This is a genomic window from Paracoccus saliphilus (assembly GCF_028553805.1).
GTDB classification, from domain to species: Bacteria; Pseudomonadota; Alphaproteobacteria; order Rhodobacterales; family Rhodobacteraceae; genus Paracoccus; species Paracoccus saliphilus.
In genome coordinates this window covers 1,266,250-1,287,851 of the sequence record NZ_CP067140.1, presented here as the reverse complement: position 1 = coordinate 1,287,851, position 21,602 = coordinate 1,266,250, and the positions used below count along the sequence as shown (strand labels likewise).

Sequence of the window (21,602 nt, the reverse complement as noted above, 5' to 3'; positions counted from 1 at the left end):
CCTTCGGGGGAAGCCAAATGACGAAACTGACCGCACCTCTGCTGATCTCTGCGCTGCTGCTGTCCGGCTGTGGCGGCCGATTCAGCGACAGCGGCTGGAACCCGCTTGGCTGGGGAGGCGGCAGCAGAGACCAAGCCACTACGCTTGCCCCCGAAGGCGGCTATGAAGCTGCGGGCGATCGCCGCGCCGGCATCCCCCAGATCCTGTCGGCAAGGTGGGAGCCACTGAACGAAGGGCGTCTGCTCGTGGTCACGGGCATCGCTCCGACCAAGGGTTATCACGATGCCGAACTTGTCACCCTGCGCCCACAGCCGCGCGGACGCATATCGCCCGACCCCGATGGCGTGCTGCGGCTGCGTTTCGTGGCGGTTCCACCGCCTCCAACGGACGAAGCGGCCCGGCTCCCCACCAATCCGGCTGTCGATTCTATCACGGCAGCATTGTCCTTGTCGAATACGCAGCTTGCCGGCGTGACCCGGGTCGAGATTGCCGGAGCCTCGAACGTGGTCACATTGCGCCGCTGAGTTGCGCCGAGAGATTGCGCCTGCCCACGCGGCAAGATAATCGAGCATGCCTCGGGGGTGGGGCAGTGTGGTTTAGTGCACCGGCCTTGAACCTGCGTCACGACGGGCCCGAATCTGGTAGAAGAGCTGGTGTTACTCCACACTGAGTGGATACCCCCCGATAGTAAGGGGCTGGATAAGCGGGGCTTTATCGGCAAGTTGAACGAGGAGATCGCCGATCTGCTTGCCGGTCTGACCGGTGCCCGCAAGGCTAGGTCATCGAGATCGACTTTTCGCGGCTTGCAGAGAGAGTTATTCGAAGCCTGGATCGAATCATCGAAGAGGCTCAGGATCACGCCACACAACGGTTCTGGACTTACAACAACGACCGCCCGAACCTAGGCATCGGCGGCATTACCCCCGCCAAAAAACTGAAAAAGACTGTATAAGTTCTACGAATGCACCCGCTAAAAACAGGGAAGATTATCCTCACTCTGCCTTGGCAAATCCCAAAGTAGCAAGTAGGTAGACGGGCGGAGCAGTGGTCGAGTGGTCTAAGGCAGCCGACTTGAAATCGGCCGGGCCAGAGATGGTCCCGTGGGTTCGAATCCCACCTGCTCCGCCATAATTTTTCTTCCAGTTGAAATAGGTCGCCTGGCTTATCCCCGCCTTGCGGTAAATCTCGGCCACGGGCATCCCGTCTTCGCCCTGCTTCAGAATGAACGCCTTCTGTGCGCCCATGAACTTCGATGCTTTTATGCGTTTCCGCTCCTCTCCCAGCCAAGAAAGAGTAGCCGAGAACTCTAACCTCAAACGGTCCCGTTTTCAGTAGGCAGAGCACGCTGAGACCAGCGGCAACCGCCGCGATCAGATCAAGCCTTCGGCCCGGAAATCCGCCAGGATATCCCGCTCGGGCCGCGGCCCGACATGGCCGATCACTTCGGCCGCGGCGATGCAACCCATTCGTCCGGCAATTTCCAGCGGTGCGCCCGTGGCCAAGCCGTGGATCAACCCGGCGGCGAACTGGTCCCCTGCCCCCGTGGCATCCACCGGCACCACCTTATGCACCGGTGCCAGAACCCGTTCACCATCGCGAATCAGGATCGCGTCCTCGCCCGAACGGGTGCAGATCACCGTGCCGCAATCCGCCACGGCCTGCGCCAAAGCGACCTCGAGATCCTCGGTCTGATAGAGCGAGGTCCATTCATGGACATTGCCGATCACGTAATCCATCGGCCCCGCCACGAGCCGCCGGAAATCCTCGCGGTGGCGATCCACGCAGAACGGATCGGACAGGGCAATGCCCGCTAGCCCGCCGGCTTCATGACAGCATTTCGCGGCCTTCAGAAAAGCCTCTTTCCCCTTGGGTTTGTCGAAGAGATAACCTTCGAGGAACAACCAGCCAGCGCCCTCGAACACTTCGGGCGCGACATGTTCCGGACCCAGTTCGGTCGAGATGCCCAGATAGGTATTCATCGACCGTTCGCCATCCGGCGTCACAAGGATGATGCTGCGCGAAGTGGGCAGGACATCGCCCTTGACCGGCGGGTTGACGAAACGCGTCCCCGCCGCCTCGGTCTTGTCGGCATAGGTCCGGCCCAGGCTGTCATCGGCGACCCGCCCGATAAAGGCTGTGCGCAGCCCCATCGCCCCGATCCCGGCCAGTGTATTGGCCACCGATCCGCCCGGCACCAGCCGCGCCTCGGCCTGCCCCGGCCCGTGATCGTCGGCCTGCGCGGCCATCAGGTATTCCGACCGCTCACGCTCGATCAGTTGCATGATGCCCTTCTCTATACCCAGGGCTTGGAGCCGATCATCGTCCGTGGGAGAGATAACATCCATCACCGCATTGCCGATGCCGATCACGTAGGGGGTGGTCATTCGGTCTTCTCCTCATAGGGGCACAGGTCGGCGATGGTGCAGATCCCGCAGCGCGGGCGGCGTGCCTGGCAGATATAGCGGCCATGCAGGATCAGCCAGTGATGGGCATGGTTCTGGAACCGCACCGGCACATTATCCTCGATCGCACGCTCTACCGCGTTGACATCACGTCCCGGAGCCACGCGCGTGCGATTGCCGACGCGAAAAATATGCGTATCCACCGCCTGCGATGGATGGCCAAAGGCGCAGTTGAGCACCACATTCGCGGTCTTGCGCCCCACTCCGGGCAGGCTCATCAGGGCAGCACGGCTATCGGGAACCTCGCCGCCATACTCATCCACCAGTATCTGCGACAAGGCGATGACATTCTTGGCTTTTTGTCGGTAAAGCCCGATCGTCCTGATATGTTCGGTCACGCCTTCGAGTCCCAGTTCCAGCATCTTGGCCGGCGTATCGGCCACGGCAAACAGCCCCTTCGTCGCCTTGTTCACCCCCACATCGGTCGCCTGCGCCGACAGGGCCACTGCCACGACCAGCGTATAGGGATTGGTGAATTCCAGTTCGGTCTCGGGATGCGGATTCGCCTCGGCCAATCGCGAGAATATCGCGATCTGATCGACAAAGGGCAGCGCAGAGGGCAAACGGCGAGATTGAACCATGATCAGCCGGTTTTGACCCCGCCCGTGCCGCAATGCAAGCCGCCGATGTCTAAAATTCGGTGGAAAGCGCGCTATTCCTGTTGAGATTATTTCTGAAGCGGCAAGATCATCTCGACTTCAGGCTCGCCCCGGCTATTGGTTACGCTCGTACGTCCGGTTTCGCGAAATCCCATGCGCCGATACAGCGCCTGCGCCGCCCAATTCGACGCCAGCACATGCAGCCCGACCGAGCGCATTCCCGCCATTGCCGCATCCTGCAGAACCGCCCGGATCGCCGCCTCGGCATAGCCGCACCCGCGCGCCTCGGGCCGGGCAAAGACCGATAGCAGCCAGCCGCGTTCCGCATCGTGCGGTTCCAGTCCTGCCTGCCATGACGCGACTGCCAAAGCGCAGCCGATCTCGTCCCCCGCCGCGAATGTCGGAACCGTTTCAAGCCGCGCCGCGAAATCTGCCAGCGGCCGGTCCCGCCATTCCGAAAATGTCGCATCGAAGGCCTCGGGTGCGTCGCGCAACGAGGCCAGCCGGATCTCGCGCCACTCGGCAGCGCACCCAGGATCGAGGTGCCAGACCTTCACCATGGCAGTTTCTTCTTTGCGATAAATACCTGAATCACCCGGCCAGATCACTCGGGATGCGACGGCACCTTACCCGATGGAGCGAGATAAGGCTGCGTCACGTCCCGCAGATCAAGGTTGATGCATTCGACCTCGGCCGCCAGCGTGCCATCCCCGGCGAATTCCAGCGACAATCGCCCGGTGCCATCTTCGCCGGGTGCCCAGCTCAGCGCCAGCAGTTCCAGCACCGTATCGCCATCGCGATCTATTCCGTCGCTGTGCAGATCCAGCACGTCATTCACAATCAGAAGCGCCCGGACCCGCTCGAATCCGCGCCCTTCGGCCCGCGCCTGCTCGGCATCCTCCCAACGGAAGCGGTTCAACAGCAGGGCCAGACGCCGCGCCTTCGGATCGAAGCTGATTTCCGAGGCAGGCAGGATCGCGTCCTGCACCAGCGCCGAGAATATCCGCAGATCGGCCTCATCCTCGGCCTTCAGCGTCATCGGACGCGGATCGGCATCGGCAAAACGGGCGTCTTCGACCATTCCTTACTCCTCTTTCACACGCTCGATATGAGCGCCTACCCCACGCAGCTTTCCCACGACATGTTCATAACCGCGATCCAGATGGTAGACGCGGCTGACCGTGGTCTGCCCCTCGGCGGCCATCCCTGCAAGGATCAGGCTGACAGAGGCGCGCAGATCGGTCGCCATGACCGGAGCCCCGCGCAATTCCTCGACCCCTGTAACCTTCGCATGACCGCCATGCACCTCGATCTGCGCACCCATCCGGGTCAGCTCCGGGGCGTGCATGAAGCGGTTCTCGAAAATCGTCTCTTCCAGCGTGCTGGTGCCCTCGGCCAGGCACATCAGCGCCATGAATTGCGCCTGCAGATCGGTGGGAAAGCCCGGATAGGGTTCGGTCGTCACATCGACCGCCCGCACCCGGCCATTGCGCCGCGCCACCACGAGGCCGCGCGCAGTTTCCTCGACGCTGATCCCGGCCTCGTCCAGCTTTTCGCAAAAGGACGCCAGCAGATCGATGCGACCGCCCAGCAGTTCGACCTCGCCGCCACACATGGCGGGGGCCAGCATATAGGTGCCGAGTTCGATCCGGTCGGTCACCACCGGATGCGTCGCCCCCCCCAGTGAATCGACCCCCTGAATGGTGATCGTGTCGGTTCCCTCGCCGTCGATCTGTGCACCCATGCGGCGCAGGCATCGGGCCAGGTCAGAGATCTCGGGCTCGCGGGCGGCGTTCTTCAGCACTGTGGTGCCCCGCGCCAGCGTCGCGGCCATCAGAGCGTTCTCGGTCGCGCCGACAGAGACCAGCGGAAATTCCACGACCGCGCCTTGCAGCCCCCCGGAAGGGGCTTTCGCATAGACATAACCGTCGCGCAAATCCAGTTCGGCGCCCATCGCCTCCAGCGCCCTGAGATGCAGATCGACCGGACGCGCGCCGATCGCGCAACCACCAGGCAGCGAAACCTCGGCACGGCCATCCCGTGCCAGCATAGGGCCGAGCACGAGGATCGAGGCGCGCATCTTGCGCACGATGTCATATTCGGCGCGATGGCTGTCCAGCGCATGGCTGGAGAGCGACAATACCTTACCCTCCTGCAGGCTGGCGACTTCGGCGCCAAGACTTTGCAAGAGCTCGGTCATGGTGCGGATATCCGACAGCCGCGGCGCATTGGTCAGCGTCAGCGGCTGATCCGTCAATAGCGTCGCGGGCATCAGCGTGAGGCAGGCATTCTTTGCCCCCGCAATCGGAATTTCGCCCTGTAGGGGGCCGTTCCCCTGAACGATGATCTGGTCCATTCTAGCTGTCGTCTCCGCCTGTATCCTTGCCGCGCTCAGTCTCGCCGCTTCCGGTCTCCGGCACATTCCGATCCGAACGAGCCCGCGCCTGCGCCTTGCGGCGCGCCAGATTGGCGCGCAATGCCGCCCGCAGCCTGTCCTCGCGGGAACCGGCCTCGCCTTCGTTCTTGCCCGTGCCGGGCCTGCGCCTATCCTTTGACCGATCTGCCATCCGATCCTGTTATCGCCCCCGTGCACGACAGTCCAGCGATGCCGCGATCCTCCTGCAGACGAATGCCTTCGGGATTTTTGTGGCGCCCCCCTTGCGCGACCCTTCAGCTTTGTCTAAACGCCCTGCACGGCGCTGCTGTAGCTCAGTGGTAGAGCACTCCCTTGGTAAGGGAGAGGTCGACAGTTCAATCCTGTCCAGCAGCACCAGTCAATCCCTTATGAGTATTAAGGAAAATTCATCCGCGCGTGATATGTGGTTAGGTTGCTCTATGGCAGAACGTGGCAAGAACACGCATAGCTATGTGGCACAGAATTGGCACAGCGATTCACGGCCTGTTCTCGCGCGAATCGTTCCCGCCCTCTTTGGTGAGTGTCGTGATGGGCGTTTCACCGAAGAAGCTGCACACTGCGCTTGTCTGTTATTGGTCTGCATCACCACGCAGCGCCTCAAGCGCGACCTTCGCCTTGAATTGATCTGTAAATTTCCCGCGTTTCGCCATCTCGTATCCCTTCAACAGGTTCGGGATACACCTTAGGGTCCAGGCGACCAGCAACAACATTCGAAATCAGGGGGCGGTTGAGAGTCGCGGCACTTGCTTGACGTCAGGGCAACAAAATGCCGACCAGACTGTCACTTTGAGCAGAATCGCGGTAAACATATAAGCTATATTATCTCAATTTCATGGAGGCCATGGATGAATGCCCCCTTCAAGCAGATTGAACGTACTGGCCGGCTGCACACGGCACTTGGACAGGATGAATTGGTCCTGTTGCGCTTCAGTGGAACGGACCGTCTGAATGAGTTGTTCGAATACCAGGTCGAAGCCTTGTCCACCCGGGACAATCTTGATTTCGATGCATTGATTGGCACCCATGCCACGGTGGAAATCGAGGCTCATGACGTGATGCGTCCCTTCGATGGAATCGTGACCAAGGCCAGATGGGTCGGCGTGGGAGAAAACGGACACCGCTACGATTTGACGCTACGACCCTGGTTTTGGCTTGCAGGGCAGCGGCGCAACCAGAGGATCTTCCATAACAAGTCCGTGGACCAGATTCTTCAGGAACTGTTCCTAGATTACGTCGTTACCGGCGACGTGGATTTCGAGATGAAACTATCCGAAGTGTATCCCATCTTGGAATACACTGTTCAATATCGTGAAAGCGATCTGGATTTTGCCCGCCGCCAGATGGAGCGGCACGGGATCAGCTTCCATTTCCGTCACGAACCGGGCAAGCATGTTCTTGTGCTCACCGATGATGTCATTACCCATGAGAATATTGGGCCACGCGAATTCAGGCGCTATGACAGGCACCATCAGGCGCCAGGGGAGCATTTCTGGGAATGGTCACCCGAGCGGAACCTGACCACCGGAGCCGTGCGATTGATCGATTACAATTTCAAGACTCCGACAGCCACGATGGAATCCGACCATGTCGGGGACGCGATTCATGCTTTCGGCCAGCTTGAAAGCTATGAATATCCTGGTGATTTCGCTGATCAGGACAGCGGCAAGATGACGGCTCGTCTGCGTACGAAGCAGGAGCGCGGTAGCGATCGGCGCAACCGGGCCGTGGGAGACTGTGTAAGTCTTGGTTCAGGGATGGTGGTGATACTCGCCGGAGAACCGGTGCCTGGAACGGGCGAGCGCTATCTCTGCCTGAGCGCCTCGCATAATTTCGTCAGTGAGGCATATGGCTCGGGTGGAGCCGAGGACGACGGCTATGCCTTTACCGGCTCTTATACTCTGATGCCCGACACCGCACCGATGGCACCGCCGAGGCGGACGCCGGCGCCGATCGTGCAGGGGCCGCAGACCGCAGTGGTGGTCGGTGACGGAGAGATCGACTGCGACGAATTCGGGCGTATCCTTGTCCAATTCCACTGGGATCTTGAAGGCGCCCGATCTATGCGCTGCCGTGTGTCGCAGAACTGGGCCGGTAACGGGCTTGGCGGCGTCGTCATCCCACGCATCGGCATGGAGGTGGTGGTTGATTTCATTGATGGCAACCCCGACAAGCCAATCGTAACTGGCTGCGTGGTGAACGGCAAGAACGGCAATATCTACGGCCTGCCGGCCAGCAAGACGAAAAGTGGCTTCAAGACCAAGACGCATGGCGGATCGGGCTTCAACGAACTGAGCTTCGAGGATGCCGGTGGCGCCGAAAAGATCTTCATGCATGCCCAGAAAGACATGGAGCGGGTCATCAAGGACAATGAATCCACTATGGTCGAAGGCGGCAATCGCAGCATCACCGTGCAGTCCGGAGACGAGGCCAAGGCGGTCGCAAGCGGCAATCTTGCCGAGACAGTCGCGCTGACGCGCAGCGTCAAGGCAAACAAGGTCACCGAGACGGCTGTTGCGGGCGATGGTGGGCCGGGAATCATATCCTACAAGGCAGACAACGATATAGAGATGGCCGCCACGGTAAAGGTTCATGTCGAATCGCATGACGTCATGGAGCATTTGTCCACCAACAAGATGAGCATGGGTTCGAAAGTCATCGAGGCCGAAGCGACCGAGAAGCTGACGCTGAAGGTGGGCGATGGCTCACTGACGATGACGACGGATCAGGTCGTGCTGCAGTTCGGCGACGGCTCCAAGATTATTTTCAACAAGAACGGGTTGGATCAATCCGGGCCGGAAATTCATCTGAACAAGGGTGTAGGGGGCTGATGTACCGCATCAACGAAGGCGTGTTTGACCTGCCGGACGGTTGGCGCGACCGAACTGTCAACGTCATGGCGTCAGACAATTCACCGACACAGATGGCGCTGACGATCACCCGCGACGACAGGGCATGGGGCGTCAGCTTTCCGGAATATCTGGAAGATCAAATGAAACGCGTCGAGAAAGCGCTCGAGGGTTTCGAATTGCTGGGTCGTCGTGAATTTCACGTCTCCGGCCTACCAGCGCATGAGATGGAAGGCCGCTGGATGCGCAACAAGACTCCTGTCCATATGTTGAGCACGATCATCGATATGGGCGATAGAGCGCTGATCGTCACAGCCTCCACTGACGGCCAGATGAGCCCCAGCCAGAAGGCCGAGATGCAAAGGATCGTGGAGAGTTTCAGGGCGAAAGAAAAAACCCATTGCCGAGCCGGGATACAGGATGATGTGCATATGAGCCGGATCAATTCATGAATCACAATCCTTGAAGCAAGGTAGTTTATTCTCGCGGCAGAATCGTTCAACTTCGGAAACAATTCCTTCTGGTGAATCATCTGCTCCTTCCTCAGGCCAAAACATTATGTCTGTTCCTTTTGGATGAGGTTCAACAAGTTTGGCAAAATGATCCACCCATTCGTCATTCTCTTTTTCCGTTGCCCCCTCCGCACGCGAAATCCGTTCAACAAAATCCAGAAACTCCGCGCGTGTGAATTCAGACAAACTATGCTTCGTCAAGGCATCAACCATGGTGTGTCTCCGTCAGTCAGTTTTACACTACCCAGCACCGGGACATGGGCCATTGTTCCTAGGAAGATTATTATCAATCCCTGTTTTTTCTATATGCGCACGAGGCGTCATAACCTGCAAGTTATCAACATCGTACACGGCGCCTCCTTGATATATTGGTCGAGCATGGTCTAGTTCGAACGATTTGCGGCCGCCTATTTGTTCGGTTCTGGGCGCAATTGGCGCAAGTCCTTTTGCCATCCTAGCGCGATTTGCCGCGTTAAACTGACTCGCTAGCTTCGGGTCAGTTGCGACTTCTTGCCAGAACGCTGAACGGAAATCATCAAACGTGGAGAAATGCCGTCCACGCAGCTTATCAGCAATGGTATTAGGTATTGGCCCTCCACTTTCATTGACAACCCTGCGCATCCAATCTGAGCTAACTGGCTGGCCGCCACCGCTGCCGGATCCAGGTTCATAACGGGGTCCTTGACGGTCCAGGCCCAACGGATCCACCCAACCATTCGGATCGGTCACATAACCCTGTGGCCGGAGCCCGCCTTCCAATCCAATCGGGTCCGGCGACAGATACTGGGTCGCATCCGGATCGTAGTAACGGTGCCGGTTGTAATAGAGCCCGCTTTCCGGATCCTCCCACTGCCCCTGGAACCTGATCGGGCAGGCCACCGGCGGTTGGTCGTCATTCGCGGTCTGCTCAAGATGGTCCAGCTTGCCCCACAGGCCCAGTTCGGCGCGCCAGAGAACCTTTCGACCATCCTCGGAAACAAGTTCGCGCGGAGTGCCCAGGTGATCTGTGACCACATGGGCGATATGATCCTGATATACGCGGGCCAGCGGGCGGAAACTGCCCGGCTCGTAGATCCAATGCTCTGCCTGATCCCAGGCAACCGTACCATCGGCATAGACCGGAGCCTCGGCCGCGATACAGTCGCCGTCCCACTGATAGGCGCTGCCAATGCGCCGGAGGGCAACCCCGCCCGGATCGTCTGCAGAAGACCGATCCTGCGCCGGGGCACTCTCGGGCAGGCTCCAGTCATCGGGCGCGCGATTCTGCCTAGCATGCGATTTCACGCCCCCCTCGAGTACTCGCAGGCGGCGGATGCGGCGACCCAAGGCGTCATATTCATAGCACCAGACCGACCCGTCCGGCGTCCTGAGCCGCACCAGCTGGTCATGGGCGTCCCAGCTCATCTGCCAGATACGCGGGCGGAAACCCGGTTCCTCATGGCGTTTTTCGATGACCCGGCCACAGGCGTCGTGTTGATAGGTGATATTGCCGCGGCGGCGGATACGACCGGCATGCGCTTCGATCTGCTGCGAATGCATGTTCTCGATCAGCTCGGCAAGGTTCCGGCTCGGATCGTAATCGTATTGATGCAGGATCGGGGACGATCCGTCGGGGCGCTGTTGTGAGATGCCGGTGACGAGGCCGCGCGCATCGTAATGAATATTGGTCACCCCGGCAGACCGATCGGCAATGGAGATAACGCGTCCGGCGCGGTCCCAGTTATAGCCGCGTTCAATCCGAGCGGCTGACGGACGGCCGTTCATCGCCTCAGGTCCGACCAGTTGTCCGCCGAGGCGCCGCATGACGTCCCAGCCTTGCTCATGCGTGAAGCCGCCGGTTGTGCGGCGCTGGATTTCCAGACCGCGCGCATCACGTTCAAAGCAAAGCTCCGTCCCTGCAAAACGCATGGCAGACATGCTGCCATCCAGCGAATACGCCAGTTCCAGCTCAAGCCCATCGCCGCCACGAGCAACAGGCGCAGCAGAGCCGGTTTCATAGGCATAGGTCATCTGGCGACCGTTGACCGTTTCGCTGATCATCCGTCCCGCGGCATCATAGGAGCGGGTCACCACTCCGTCATCGTTTCGAATCTCGACCAGTCTGCCGGCCGCGTCATATTCCGATGTAGTGACAGCAACTTTTTCGCCAGCGGCCACCTCGACCCGGACAAGGCGACCTGCAGGCGACCATGTATAGCGGCTTTCGACGCCATCAGGGGCGATCCGGCGACACACCCGCCCGGCAATATCGTAGTCATAGCGCGTGACGAGTCCGGAATAGTCTCTCTCGGTGATAAGGTGACCAACGGCGTCGTAGGTTAACTCATACCGCTGTCCTGACTCGTTGATGATAGCGGTCAGGCAAAGCGCGTGATCGTGCTCCAGCCTGACGCGGTTACCCTGTGCGTCCCGTGTCTCCAGCGGCAGACCGAAGGCACCGTAACGGAAGTGACGCGTATCTCCGACACCGTTTCTGACTGCAGCAACAAGACCTTCGCCATCATAGGCGGTATCGACGACCGTGCCATCGGGTAGCGTAACCTGCGCCAGATCGCCACGCGGGTTCTGGGGGCCACGCGCGTAGTCAAAGCAAGTTTCCGCACCAATTTCATCGATTTGACGGATCAGCCGGCCTTCCGTATCATGTATCAACCTGATCACTTCCCCGGAGGGGGTCTGCAGGCGAGAGGGGCGGTTCAGCGCATCGTAATAGATGCGCGTCTGTCGCATTTGCGGCAGGTCGATCCGCATAATCTTGCCCTGTTCGTCGCGGCGATAAAGCCGCTCGGTGCCGGTCGGATCGATGACTGCAACAAGCTTTCCATTCTTGTTATAGCGGAATTCGGTGCGTGCGCGAGTGGCGTCGATATGAGCGATAGGCAGCCGGTCGGCATTGTATTCCCAGCTATCGATATTGCCATCTGGATCAGTGGTGCGCACCAAGTCGCCAACACCGTTATAAGAAAACGCCCAACGGTTCCCTAATGGATCCTGCCATGCCCGGACTTCACAGGCAGATCCCCATTCGGTAAGCCATTCGCCGCCCAACGCATCGATCTCGCGCCAGACCAGCCCGCGTTCGTTCCAGTCAAAGAAGCTGACGCAACCCGCAGCATCGGTGACACGGGTGCGCCTTGCATCGACATCATAGGCAAGTTCGACCGACAGATGACCACTGTCGCTCCAGTTGCGGATGACCCGATCAGCACGATCATAAGCGAAATGTGCCCGGGTCAAGCCGCTATCGGCCCACATGTTAAGCCGCCCCTGCTCATCATAGCCGTAGCGCAGCTGTCCTGTTTGCGCCGAGTCCACGCGGGTCAGGCGACCTGTCCGGTCATATTGCCAGGTAAAGACACAATCGCCCGCATCGTGGCCGATCAGTGCGGCGTGATGAATCAGCATGCGCCGGCTGTCCACGGCCAGGCCGAAACCGTCGCTGTGGTTGACCGATTTCAGCCCCTCTTCACCATAATGAAATGTGATCTCGTTCCCATTGCGATCCTGTATCGCACTCAGCAACAGCCGGTTTTTGACCCGGTGGTTGAAGATCGTGAACAGCTGGCTGCGATAATCGTAAAGATACATCAGGCCCGAACGGCTCCCCAGCAGCGCAATGTGAGGGCAGCGAAGGTTGACAGACCAGACATTGTCATCCGGTGTGTCGAAGGTGAATTCGACACCGTCGGGATCCTGCCAAACGGTGCGACCCGCCTCGATTCTCAGATGTTGCGCCCACGTACCAGACCAGTCATTGCCCTGGATACCGGTCGCGCCGCGCCGGTAGCTGCGATCAAGACGCAATGGAATGGTTCCGGGGATCGTGATATCGATACGGCACTCGCTGACCTGTCCAGACGCCACGTCGACGGGATCGCCAACTCGATTTTGCGCATTTGTATTAATCCCATCTGACTCTGCGCTCTCCCTGGGCCTGGTTGGCGGCGCTGGAGTCGAGTCATCAGGTTTCGGCCTCGGTGGAGTACTGTCTCCTGGGCGGGGTTTCGCACTGCGCGGAAACGGTAAAAAGTCCGAAATGGCAACGCCGGTCCGGACGATGCGATTGAGCCAGCCCCCGTCGATGTCCAGTTGATCGGCGGATGTCGTCATATCAAGCTTGATCGTTTTCCGTCCGGTCTGGATCGTACCGTCACAGGTCGTCTTGTGCCCTTTTCGAGATAGCGGAAATCCATTGACATAAACGGTGTCCGAACCCTGTGCGCATTGTTTCTCCATGCCATGGTCCCGACAATCGATGAATGCGCTCACATGAGCGACCGCCTTGTTTTCGAATAAGACGTCTGGTGAACCTTTGCGTATCTCACCTTTCTCTTCGCCCTGCTGGCCCAGGGAACTCGCAGCACCGAACAGTGTCCCTCCAACCAGGCCACCCGCAATGAAACCCACGGTAGCTACCAATAGCGGCGCTGCGGCTCCTCCCGTCGCAGCTGTCAGGGCAGCCATAGCACCTATTGCAGCGACAGCGCCCAGAACGATAGCCGCGCCCATCAGTCCGGCCACGAGCCCTGAGGGAGCGTGATAGATCTTGTCCCCGACAACGGCAGGTTCTTCGCTTGGGCCGGAAAGAGGTTCCAGCCCCATTGCCGATCCGACCCAATTGCCGATATGACCACCCGCCCAATTGCCTATCAATCCCGCACCGACGCCGGCAGCTAATGGTATCAGGGCCGACCCGGAAGCGATTGCGATAGAACTTGCCGAGGCGGTTGCGCAAGCGGCCGCTCCCAATCCAGCGTTGGCCATGACAGCCGCCGCTCCAACACCCATGGCTGAGTACTGAACGGTCGGGCTTTCCATGAAGTCCAGTGTGGAATCCCATCCACGTTCAAGGTCACTCCGGGCATCTGTCTGGTTTGAAATTGCCTCGCGCATCTCCGGGGTTGATCCAACGGGTTCGGTGTTATCCCCTCCGGATCCCCAGCCCATTTGCCGTGCGGAAGTTTCCGCACCGATATTCATGGCTTGGTGAAGCAACCCCATACCGGTCCAGGCCTCCTTCGTCACGCTCTCCGGAACTTCAAGGTCCCAACAATTCGCCTTATCTCTGCGCACTGGCTACCAGTCATCTCACCCGGCATGGAAGCAGTAACGACCATTGCCCGTCCGCCAGGAGTCGGGAACATGTAGATGAGCTGGTGAAGCCGGACATCCTTGGCCAACCAACTGCATTCGATCTCTGCTGCCTTTACCCCGTCAAGCATGACCGACTTCCTTCCACGCATACTAAAATCGATCATGGACTTGCTCACCTGATCGACCTGATCTTCCAGGTACTCCTCAAATGACATACCGAACGGCAAATCGTCCCTTGTGATCGTCACAGTGAGGCCCGGAGCCATTGGGGAGTTAGAAGAAACAACGTTGATCGACTGGTCATTCCACTCCTTGGGCAGTTGAATTGAACACTCGTTCATATGAAACATCTGCAAGCCTTCTCGAAATCGCAACCAGCGCTTACGGCAATGATATTACAAAATTAATTTTTCAATCGTTATGATCTCTGCATTAGATAACAGAAGAGAATCGGTCAACGGATGGTTTTAAGTTCATAAAATTTATGATGAGATGCAACCTGAAGCTTGCCTCTTCTAAAATCTCCGTAAGCTGGTTGCTGTTTGTTTGATTGCCAAGTGCAAATACAACCTCCTTCCAATAGCGAATGGGCACAGCAGATCGTCGTTGAACGGGCCGGACCAATCAGATGGGGCGGGTCACCCCCGCGCGATAGGCGGCAGCAGCCACCGCGCCGCGTCCCGCCTTGCGGGACATGACCTGAACGGAGAGGCGATAGATCGCCATGATGACAGGTGATCTATGCCGTCTTGGCGCACGTCGGAACGACGTATAAGCGCGCCCTTCCTCGAAAAATCTCGGGCGGGACCGCGCCGTCCCGCTGCGTCCCGGCGGCGTTGTTACACAAGCGGAGGTTCTTGCGTAGCAGCCCCATTCGTCGGTTGTTTTTTTGCGTCACACTAATGCAAGATCTTTCGACGCAGGGCACCTAACCCGCAACGTTCTTCGATTGTGCAACAACGCCGCTCACAACTACCGACACCGATATTCGATACAAGCTGCTGTTTAGTATAAAGAATATACTTTCTTTACTCCAGTCAATGCCAATCCAAGACGATAGGACAGATTATGAAGGTCTCTCGCACCGAGCATTCGCCTGCACTATCCGATGAACGCCTCGCGGAAGCCGGCGCATTGATCGCGGGATCGCAACCCGGCGGCGACCTTCCAGATACGAATGATGTCCGGACATGGCCATAGCCGCCATAGTCAGCCCGGCGTCACCATCTGGCTAAACGCCGTTGCGCTGCACCGGTAACCCCTCAGCCGAGGCGCAACAAGCGAGGCATTGAAAACTGATGCAAACCAAAACCGCCGCGAGGCGATTGCTGAAGTGAGCTATCTAAATCGGTGATGTACCGTGTCTCGGCATATTGACTATGTTTCCTGACACCGAGGCAAGCCGAAATGGACATCAAACGCAGCATGCTCGCTGTCCATGTAATTTTCCTAATCCAAGGCCCAACGAGCCACTGAATATGCCCCGTAATATCTTGGTTGAGCAAACCCGCTCGCCATGCTTCAATTCTCCAGCCCACAGCGAGAATTTATCATGAGAAATTACCTGTCGCATTCTGGACAAAACAGAAACCTGACGATGGTCGGAGGCGGGTTTTCACTTGCTTTCCTGCTGGCCTGTTCGACGTCCTCCCTTGCCCAAGAGGGCATCAGCTCCAGCCGGATCGATGGCGTTACGTTGTCTTCTGGCGGACTAGCCGAAATTCATCGTAGCGCCGCCATCGACGGCTCCACGAGTCTGAACATCGACATTCCCCTTGATCAAGTGGATGACTTCCTGAAGACACTCGTCATCCGCGATCCTTCCGGACGAGTTGGCGCGATGACACTGGACGGCCTGTCGCCCGTCGAGGAAACCTTTCGCCGCCTGCCATTCGGCCCGGAACAAATGGGTTCCTTGCCGAGCCTCGCGGCCTCCCTGCAGGGAATCCGGGTCCGCGCATCATCAGGCGGTCGCACGATAGAAGGCGCGGTACTCGGTGTCGGCCGCTACGAGATTTCGCAGGACGACATGCCGCGACAGCAACAGGTCCTGTCCGTTCTCGCTGACAGCGGCGAGATCGAGGCCTTGCCACTTGGAACGGATGCCGCCCTCACCATTCTTGACGAGAACATGCGCGACAAGCTGCGGGAAGCCGCCGCAGTCAGTGGCCGGGGCCGTATGGACGACATCCGGACCGTTGAGATCGAGCTTGCGGGCGAGAGCAGCAGGGAGATCGAGTTGACCTATCTCGCCCCCGCTCCGGTCTGGAAGACAGCCTATCGCCTGGTGACTGGGCCGGAGGGAACCGCGCGTCTTCAAGCCTGGGCGGTAATCGAGAATGCGACCGGGGAAGACTGGGATGGTGTTTCACTGACACTTTCTTCTGGCGCCCCCGTGACATTGTCGCAAAAGCTGCATCAAAGATATTGGCATGACCGTCCCGAAATTCCGGTAACGGCGGGCACGACCGCGCCGCCGCGTCCGGACGATTCCAGCGCCAAGGCAGTTGGCGCCGGTGATGGACAGTCACGGGTCAGTCGCTCGATAGCGCCAGCCGCTAAGGCCGAACCCGCGATGGAGATGGCCGACATGGCGTCGTTCGAACCCGCCGCACCAGCTAATCCGGCTGTTGCACAGGAAGGGCTGACAACGGCAACATATCGTATTCCATCAGCGGTTGACCTGCCGGCGGGTCGGACAGTGTCCATTGCCTTCATCGACAAGGAAATCCCGGCCGAGCGGATCTCTCTTTTCCAGCCCGAGCGTGGCGATCCTTATCCTATCGCTGCATTGTTTCTTGAAAACGATACCGGGGCCAGCCTGCCTCCAGGGCTGCTGACTGTCTATGACGAGGCGGATGGTTATGTGGGGGATGCTCAACTCACAGGGCTTCCGGCAGGCGAAAACCGCATGGCGAGCTTCGCTGCTGACCGGAAGGTCGAGATCACGACCGAAACCCGATCACAGGACTCGGTCGAACAGATCATCATCGTCGATGGCAATCTTCGTGCGACCCGGTTCTCGCGCAAAACCACCACCTATTCGATCGAGGGAGCGCCGGATGCAGCACGCACCATCATCATCGAACATCCCCGCGATGAGGGCTGGCAATTCTCATCCGATGCGCTCGACAGTGAAACGCCGACCCATCATCGGTTGCGGGCCGAGATTCCTGCGGACGGATCGGCCACGGTGACAGCCGTCTCCGAGAGACGCGAGGGCGAAACCTACGCCCTCATCAATACCGACGCGGACATGATCATCCACTGGTCGGGCATGGCTACCGATCCCGAAACCGCGGCAAAGCTCGACGATCTGGCAGAGATCAAACAGCGGGAAACCGAAAGCCGCGATACGGTCGAGAAGATCCGGCACGACATTGAGCGCGCATCCGAAAACCAAGCCCGCATCCGGGAAAACCTCGGCGCGGTTCCACCGGACAGCTCCCTGGGGCAACGCTATCTCAAGATGCTCGAAGAAGAGGAAAACGCGATTTCCGAGCTCGATGAAAGTCTAAGCGCCGCCGAGATGACACTCAACGAGCAGCGGCGCAATGTTGCGGACTTCATCCGCAACTTGTGATCGCGGCGGTCTGGCGGTCGGGATCTTGTGACATGATCCTTTCGCCGAAGAGTTTCAGGCAGTGCATACCTGCCTCGATTCGACTTCGGACATGGTATCCTGCCCATCTCCTCCAGAGTGCTCGGCCCAGATGTCGCGTGCGTTTCCCAACTACATGGGGAGAGCCGCGGGGGTGAGATAGGTGCCCTGCCCCGCGTTGTTACGGGGCAGAGCCAATCGATCTCATGCCGTCAACAGGTCCTCGATGCGGATCGGAAAACGGCGGATACGTTTGCCGGTAGCATGCCTGACAGCATTCGCGATCGCGCCCACGGTACCGGTTATGCCGACCTCGCCCACCCCCTTGATGCCAAGCGCGTTCACATAGGGATCATCCTCGTGAACGGTGATGACCTCCAGCCCGCGCACATCTGCGTTCACCGGCACGTGGTATCCTGCAAAATCCGCATTCACGATGTGTCCTGTTCGGGGATCATGCCGGGCTTCTTCGTGCAGGGCAAAGGAGATGCCCCAGATCATCCCGCCCATAAGCTGGCTTTCCGCCAGCCGCGGGTTGATGATCCTTCCCGCCGCAAAAGCGCCGACCAGCCGCGTCACGCGCATCTGGTACAGATCGGGGTCCACCTTCACCTCGGCAAAGACCGCGCCATGCGAGCTCATGGCATGCTTCTCGGCATCCTCGGGCGGTCGAGAAGCACTGCCGTTCCCGGTGATTCCGGCCCCGCCGGCGCGGCTGATGATATCGGCGAAGGCCTCGCTCCGGCTGTCGTCATCCGCAACGTGAAGCCGCCCGTCCCGCGCCACGAACCCAGCATTTCCCGAGCCATGTAGTGGCGACGCGGGATCTGCCGCCGCAATTTCTCCCAATTGCCGAATTACGTCAATGCCTGCCGCATGCAATGCACCACCCGCTGTCGCGGTGTGGCCCGAACCTCCCGCGACACCGGCATCAGGCAGCCCGGAATGACCGGCACGGAACTCCAGCTTGTCCAGCGGCAGGCCCAGGCTATCCGCCGCGATCTGCGCCAGCGCGGTCCAGGCGCCCTGCCCCATATCGGCGGCCGAGGTTTCAACCAGGGCGGTGCCGTCCGGATGCAGCGTGGCGCGGGCTTCGGCGGCAAACATCGGGCATGGGAAAAGCGCCGTCCCCATACCCCACCCCACGAGCAGCCCGTTATCGTCGCGCATCTGGCCCGATTCCAGAGATCTTCCGGCCCAACCAAAACGCTCGGCGGCTTGCGCGTAGCACTCGCGCAGCGCCTTCGAGGAATAGCGCCGCCCGGTTCCCGGTTCGGTTTCGGCGTAATTGCGCAGGCGGAATTCGAGCGGATCGATCCCGATTTTCTCGGCCATCTCGTCCATGGCGCATTCGAGCGCCGCCGAACCCGACGCCTCCCCCGGTGCACGCATCGGACCGGGGGTTCCGATGTCGAGACGTACCGCCCGGTGGGCGGAGCGTAGCGCCCGGGCCGCATAGAGTCCCTGCGAAGCTCCCGCCGCAGGCTCGACGAAATCGTCGAAACTGGATGTTTCCGCCAGCCCCTCGTGATCGATGAATGTAAGGGCCCCATCACCATCGACCCCGAGGCGGAGCCGCTGACATGTCGCTCCGCGATGGCCGACGGGACCGAACATCTGTTGCCGCGTCAGCATCAGCTTGACCGGCCGGCCCGTCATGCGCGCCGCGAGAATCGCCAGCACCTGCGGCCCGGTCGGAAAGGCCTTGGAGCCAAAACCGCCCCCAAGATAGGGACTGCGGATCGTGACATTCTCGGCGGGAATACCGAAGAAATGGGCATAGCCTGCACAGGAGAGCGCAAGCGCCTGACTTGGCATGTCGAGCGTAAGCCGGTCGCCGTCCCATTCGGCTACGACGGCATGGGTTTCCATCGCGTTGTGATATTGCGATGCGGTTTCATAGGTAACATCGATCACCTTTTCGGCGGCCCTGTGCCCGCCCTCGACATGTTCGACATCGGCGGGCAGGCCGAAACCTACCGGGTCGAACGCGTAGGGTACGCTGTCGTCAAGCCGGACGCGCGCCGGTTCCGCATCATAGCGGGGGGCCAGAAGGCGAGCGCCTTCCGTGGCCGCCTCCAGCGTTTCGCCAAGCACCATCGCGACGGGCTGTCCGGCATAACGAACCGTATTGTCTTGCAGCACTTCAACGCGGAATGAGAACATCGTGGGTTTTTCGGAAGGATCGCCCTGAAGCGGTGGGCGGTTTTGTGGCGTGATGACATGGGTCACGCCGGGATGCGCCTGTGCCGCCTCGGTATCGAGATGGGTGACACGTCCCCGGGCGATTCTGGCAGGCACGAAGACGGCATGCAGGAAGCCGTCCGGCGCATTATCGGCGGCAAAGATCGCGCTGCCCGTCACCTTGGCGATACCGTCGCGGCGGGTGACTGGCTGGCCGGAATTGGAACCGAAACGGGCGGGTCGGGAAAGAACGTCAGACATGGGCGGGTTCTCCGGTTTGGTCCCCGAAGGGAGAAGCGGGAAGAGCGGGTATCCGTGCCGGTGTGCCGGCAGCGGCCATTGTCAGCGCGCGGGTGGCAACACGCCGGGCCAAGTCGATCTTCCAGGCATTGCTCCCTGACGGCGTGGCATCGGCAAGGGCGGCGTCTGCGGCACGCTCGAAAAGCGCGGGCTCCGGCGCCCGTCCAGTCAGCAGTGCTTCGGCCTCGGTCACACGCCAGGGCTTGGCGGCAAGCGCGCCCAAAGCCAGCCTCGCTTCTGAAATACGCCCGCCCTCGATCCGCAACGCAGCCGCGGCGGAGGCGATGGCAAAGGCAAAAGACGTCCGATCACGGAGTTTCAGATAGCGCGCATTGGCGGCGAAGGCCGCCGCCTCGGCGGGTAGGCGAAGCGCCAGGATCAACTCGCCGGGTTCCAATGCGCTTTCACGTTCCGGCGCGTCACCCGGCAGGCGATGAAAATCGGCGAAAGCGATCTCCCGCCTGCCCGCCGGTCCCTGCACCTCGACTACGGCATCGAGGGCGGCGAGAGGAACACAGAAATCCGAGGGGTTCGTCGCGATGCAGGCATCGCTCCATCCCAGCACTGCAAGGTTGTCGTTTTCGCCTTCCTGTGCATCGCAACCCGAGCCCGGCGCGCGCCGGTTGCAGGCCGCGTTTGGGTCCTGGAAATAGGCACAGCGGGTTCGCTGCATCAGATTTCCCCCAACCGTCGCCGCATTGCGAAGCTGACCGGAGGCACCGGACAGCAATGCCTCGGCGACCATCGGGAAGCGGCGCAATATCCCGGGATCATACGCAAGATCGCTATTGTTCACCAATGCACCGATCCGTGTCGAACCATCCGGCAGAGTTTCGATATTCCCCAGCCCTTGCAGGCGCGTGATATCGATCACTAACTCCGGTTGCAGCGCACCGGTCTTCATCAGGTCCACGAGATTGGTGCCGCCCCCCAGCCATGCCGCTTCGGGCGTCCATGCCGCGATAGCTTCCTCGATCGTGGCGGGCTGGATGAAATCGAAGCGCTTCATGCCACCTCTCCCTTGTCCTCTGCCGCCATCCGGCGGGTCGCCTCGCGCACGGCAAGCGTGATCCCGTGATAGGCGGCGCATCTGCAAAGATTGCCACTCATGCCTTCCCGGATACGTTCGAGATCCTCACCCGCGTGACCCTCAGCGATAAGGCCGACGGCGCTCATGATCTGTCCGGGCGTACAGTAGCCGCATTGGAAACCGTCATTCTCGATGAAGGCCGACTGGACCGGATGCAGTTCGCCGCCCTCCGCGAGTCCTTCGACGGTGGTGATCTCGGCGCCGTCAAGCGTTGCGACCAGCGTCAGGCAGGAATTTACCCGCCGTCCGTTGACAAGCACCGTGCAGGCTCCGCATTGACCGCGGTCGCAGCCTTTCTTCGTTCCGGGCAACGCCAGGCGCTCCCGTAGCAGATCGAGAAGGGTCACACGCGTATCGTCAAGTACGATCTCGCGGGCAACCCCGTTGAGTGTAAGGGTAATGGAGATTGACATGCGTCTTCCCGTTATCTGGCGATGTGCTGGATGTCGGGCGGTCGCGCCCGGGCGAAGAATTCGGTAAGGTTGGTAGCTGGTGCAA

Annotated in this window: 16 protein-coding genes, 2 tRNA genes and 2 pseudogenes; 6 read left to right on the top strand and 14 right to left on the bottom strand. The window is 60.0% G+C overall.

The window, feature by feature from the left end:
- Positions 1 to 17: 17 nt before the first annotated feature.
- Entirely contained in the window at positions 18 to 524 is a 507-nt protein-coding gene (locus tag JHX88_RS06060; RefSeq protein WP_076525169.1) for a hypothetical protein, read from the top strand.
- 514 nt (positions 525 to 1,038) lie between these two features.
- A tRNA-Ser gene (locus JHX88_RS06055) sits at positions 1,039 to 1,128 on the top strand.
- On the opposite strand, the pseudogene JHX88_RS06050 reads toward JHX88_RS06055, so the two are convergent.
- The 7 genes and pseudogenes from JHX88_RS06050 to JHX88_RS06020 all read right to left on the bottom strand — a co-directional run.
- Positions 1,122 to 1,262 (bottom strand): annotated as a pseudogene (locus tag JHX88_RS06050) (transposase); the annotation flags it as partial. The gene JHX88_RS06055 and the pseudogene JHX88_RS06050 sit on opposite strands and share 7 nt — an antisense overlap.
- A gap of 108 nt (positions 1,263 to 1,370) precedes the next feature.
- Positions 1,371 to 2,384 carry an adenosine kinase gene (locus JHX88_RS06045; RefSeq protein ID WP_076525171.1) on the bottom strand — a complete coding sequence of 338 codons (1,014 nt, stop codon included), beginning with the start codon at positions 2,382 to 2,384 and terminating at the stop codon, positions 1,371 to 1,373.
- Positions 2,381 to 3,043, bottom strand: a complete 663-nt coding sequence (nth, locus tag JHX88_RS06040; protein ID WP_076525173.1) for an endonuclease III — start codon at positions 3,041 to 3,043, stop codon at positions 2,381 to 2,383. Before nth ends, JHX88_RS06045 begins: the two co-directional genes overlap by 4 nt.
- Positions 3,044 to 3,129: 86 nt before the next feature.
- A complete protein-coding gene (locus JHX88_RS06035; protein WP_076525175.1) occupies positions 3,130 to 3,621 on the bottom strand; it encodes a GNAT family N-acetyltransferase in 492 nt (163 codons plus the stop codon).
- 44 nt (positions 3,622 to 3,665) lie between these two features.
- The gene (locus JHX88_RS06030; RefSeq protein ID WP_076525177.1) at positions 3,666 to 4,142 is read right to left on the bottom strand and encodes a DUF2948 family protein; all 477 of its coding nucleotides are present in this window, start codon (positions 4,140 to 4,142) and stop codon (positions 3,666 to 3,668) included.
- Between the two features lie 3 nt (positions 4,143 to 4,145).
- A complete protein-coding gene (gene murA / locus JHX88_RS06025; RefSeq protein ID WP_076525179.1) occupies positions 4,146 to 5,417 on the bottom strand; it encodes a UDP-N-acetylglucosamine 1-carboxyvinyltransferase in 1,272 nt (423 codons plus the stop codon).
- A gap of 1 nt (position 5,418) precedes the next feature.
- A complete protein-coding gene (locus JHX88_RS06020; RefSeq protein WP_076525181.1) occupies positions 5,419 to 5,628 on the bottom strand; it encodes a hypothetical protein in 210 nt (69 codons plus the stop codon).
- A 131-nt stretch (positions 5,629 to 5,759) separates the two neighbouring features.
- Between JHX88_RS06020 and JHX88_RS06015 the strand changes: the two genes are divergently transcribed.
- The 3 genes from JHX88_RS06015 (at position 5,760) to JHX88_RS06005 (ending at position 8,775) form a co-directional block, all read left to right on the top strand.
- Positions 5,760 to 5,834 (top strand) — tRNA-Thr (locus JHX88_RS06015).
- A gap of 488 nt (positions 5,835 to 6,322) precedes the next feature.
- Positions 6,323 to 8,305: a type VI secretion system Vgr family protein gene (locus tag JHX88_RS06010; protein ID WP_076525183.1), complete on the top strand. Its 1,983-nt coding sequence runs from the start codon at positions 6,323 to 6,325 to the stop codon at positions 8,303 to 8,305.
- Complete coding sequence (locus JHX88_RS06005; RefSeq protein ID WP_076525185.1) at positions 8,305 to 8,775, top strand: DcrB-related protein; 471 nt, start codon at positions 8,305 to 8,307, stop codon at positions 8,773 to 8,775. The genes JHX88_RS06010 and JHX88_RS06005 overlap by 1 nt, the downstream gene beginning before the upstream one ends.
- Here the strand turns inward: JHX88_RS06005 and JHX88_RS06000 are convergent.
- Genes JHX88_RS06000 through JHX88_RS05990 form a run of 3 tightly spaced genes read right to left on the bottom strand, consistent with a single transcriptional unit; the run spans position 8,770 to position 14,279 of the window.
- Positions 8,770 to 9,048, bottom strand: a complete 279-nt coding sequence (locus tag JHX88_RS06000; RefSeq protein WP_084203033.1) for a bacteriocin immunity protein — start codon at positions 9,046 to 9,048, stop codon at positions 8,770 to 8,772. The genes JHX88_RS06005 and JHX88_RS06000 overlap by 6 nt on opposite strands.
- A gap of 27 nt (positions 9,049 to 9,075) precedes the next feature.
- Positions 9,076 to 13,860 (bottom strand): RHS repeat-associated core domain-containing protein, encoded by a 4,785-nt coding sequence (locus JHX88_RS05995; RefSeq protein ID WP_141225802.1) that lies wholly within the window; start codon positions 13,858 to 13,860, stop codon positions 9,076 to 9,078.
- Positions 13,857 to 14,279 (bottom strand): DcrB-related protein, encoded by a 423-nt coding sequence (locus JHX88_RS05990; RefSeq protein ID WP_084203037.1) that lies wholly within the window; start codon positions 14,277 to 14,279, stop codon positions 13,857 to 13,859. Before JHX88_RS05990 ends, JHX88_RS05995 begins: the two co-directional genes overlap by 4 nt.
- A 1,166-nt stretch (positions 14,280 to 15,445) precedes the next feature.
- Between JHX88_RS05990 and JHX88_RS05985 the strand changes: the two genes are divergently transcribed.
- A complete protein-coding gene (locus JHX88_RS05985) occupies positions 15,446 to 17,512 on the top strand; it encodes a DUF4139 domain-containing protein (RefSeq protein ID WP_084203039.1) in 2,067 nt (688 codons plus the stop codon).
- Here the strand turns inward: JHX88_RS05985 and JHX88_RS05980 are convergent.
- From JHX88_RS05980 to JHX88_RS05965, 4 genes and pseudogenes are all read right to left on the bottom strand, one after another.
- Positions 17,511 to 17,657: pseudogene (locus JHX88_RS05980) on the bottom strand (IS5/IS1182 family transposase); the annotation flags it as partial. The gene JHX88_RS05985 and the pseudogene JHX88_RS05980 sit on opposite strands and share 2 nt — an antisense overlap.
- Positions 17,658 to 17,734: 77 nt before the next feature.
- Positions 17,735 to 19,975: a xanthine dehydrogenase family protein molybdopterin-binding subunit gene (locus JHX88_RS05975; RefSeq protein WP_076525191.1), complete on the bottom strand. Its 2,241-nt coding sequence runs from the start codon at positions 19,973 to 19,975 to the stop codon at positions 17,735 to 17,737.
- Complete coding sequence (locus JHX88_RS05970; protein ID WP_076525192.1) at positions 19,968 to 21,023, bottom strand: FAD binding domain-containing protein; 1,056 nt, start codon at positions 21,021 to 21,023, stop codon at positions 19,968 to 19,970. Before JHX88_RS05970 ends, JHX88_RS05975 begins: the two co-directional genes overlap by 8 nt.
- Positions 21,020 to 21,517 (bottom strand): (2Fe-2S)-binding protein, encoded by a 498-nt coding sequence (locus JHX88_RS05965; RefSeq protein ID WP_076525194.1) that lies wholly within the window; start codon positions 21,515 to 21,517, stop codon positions 21,020 to 21,022. The genes JHX88_RS05970 and JHX88_RS05965 overlap by 4 nt, the downstream gene beginning before the upstream one ends.
- Positions 21,518 to 21,602 lie beyond the last annotated feature (85 nt).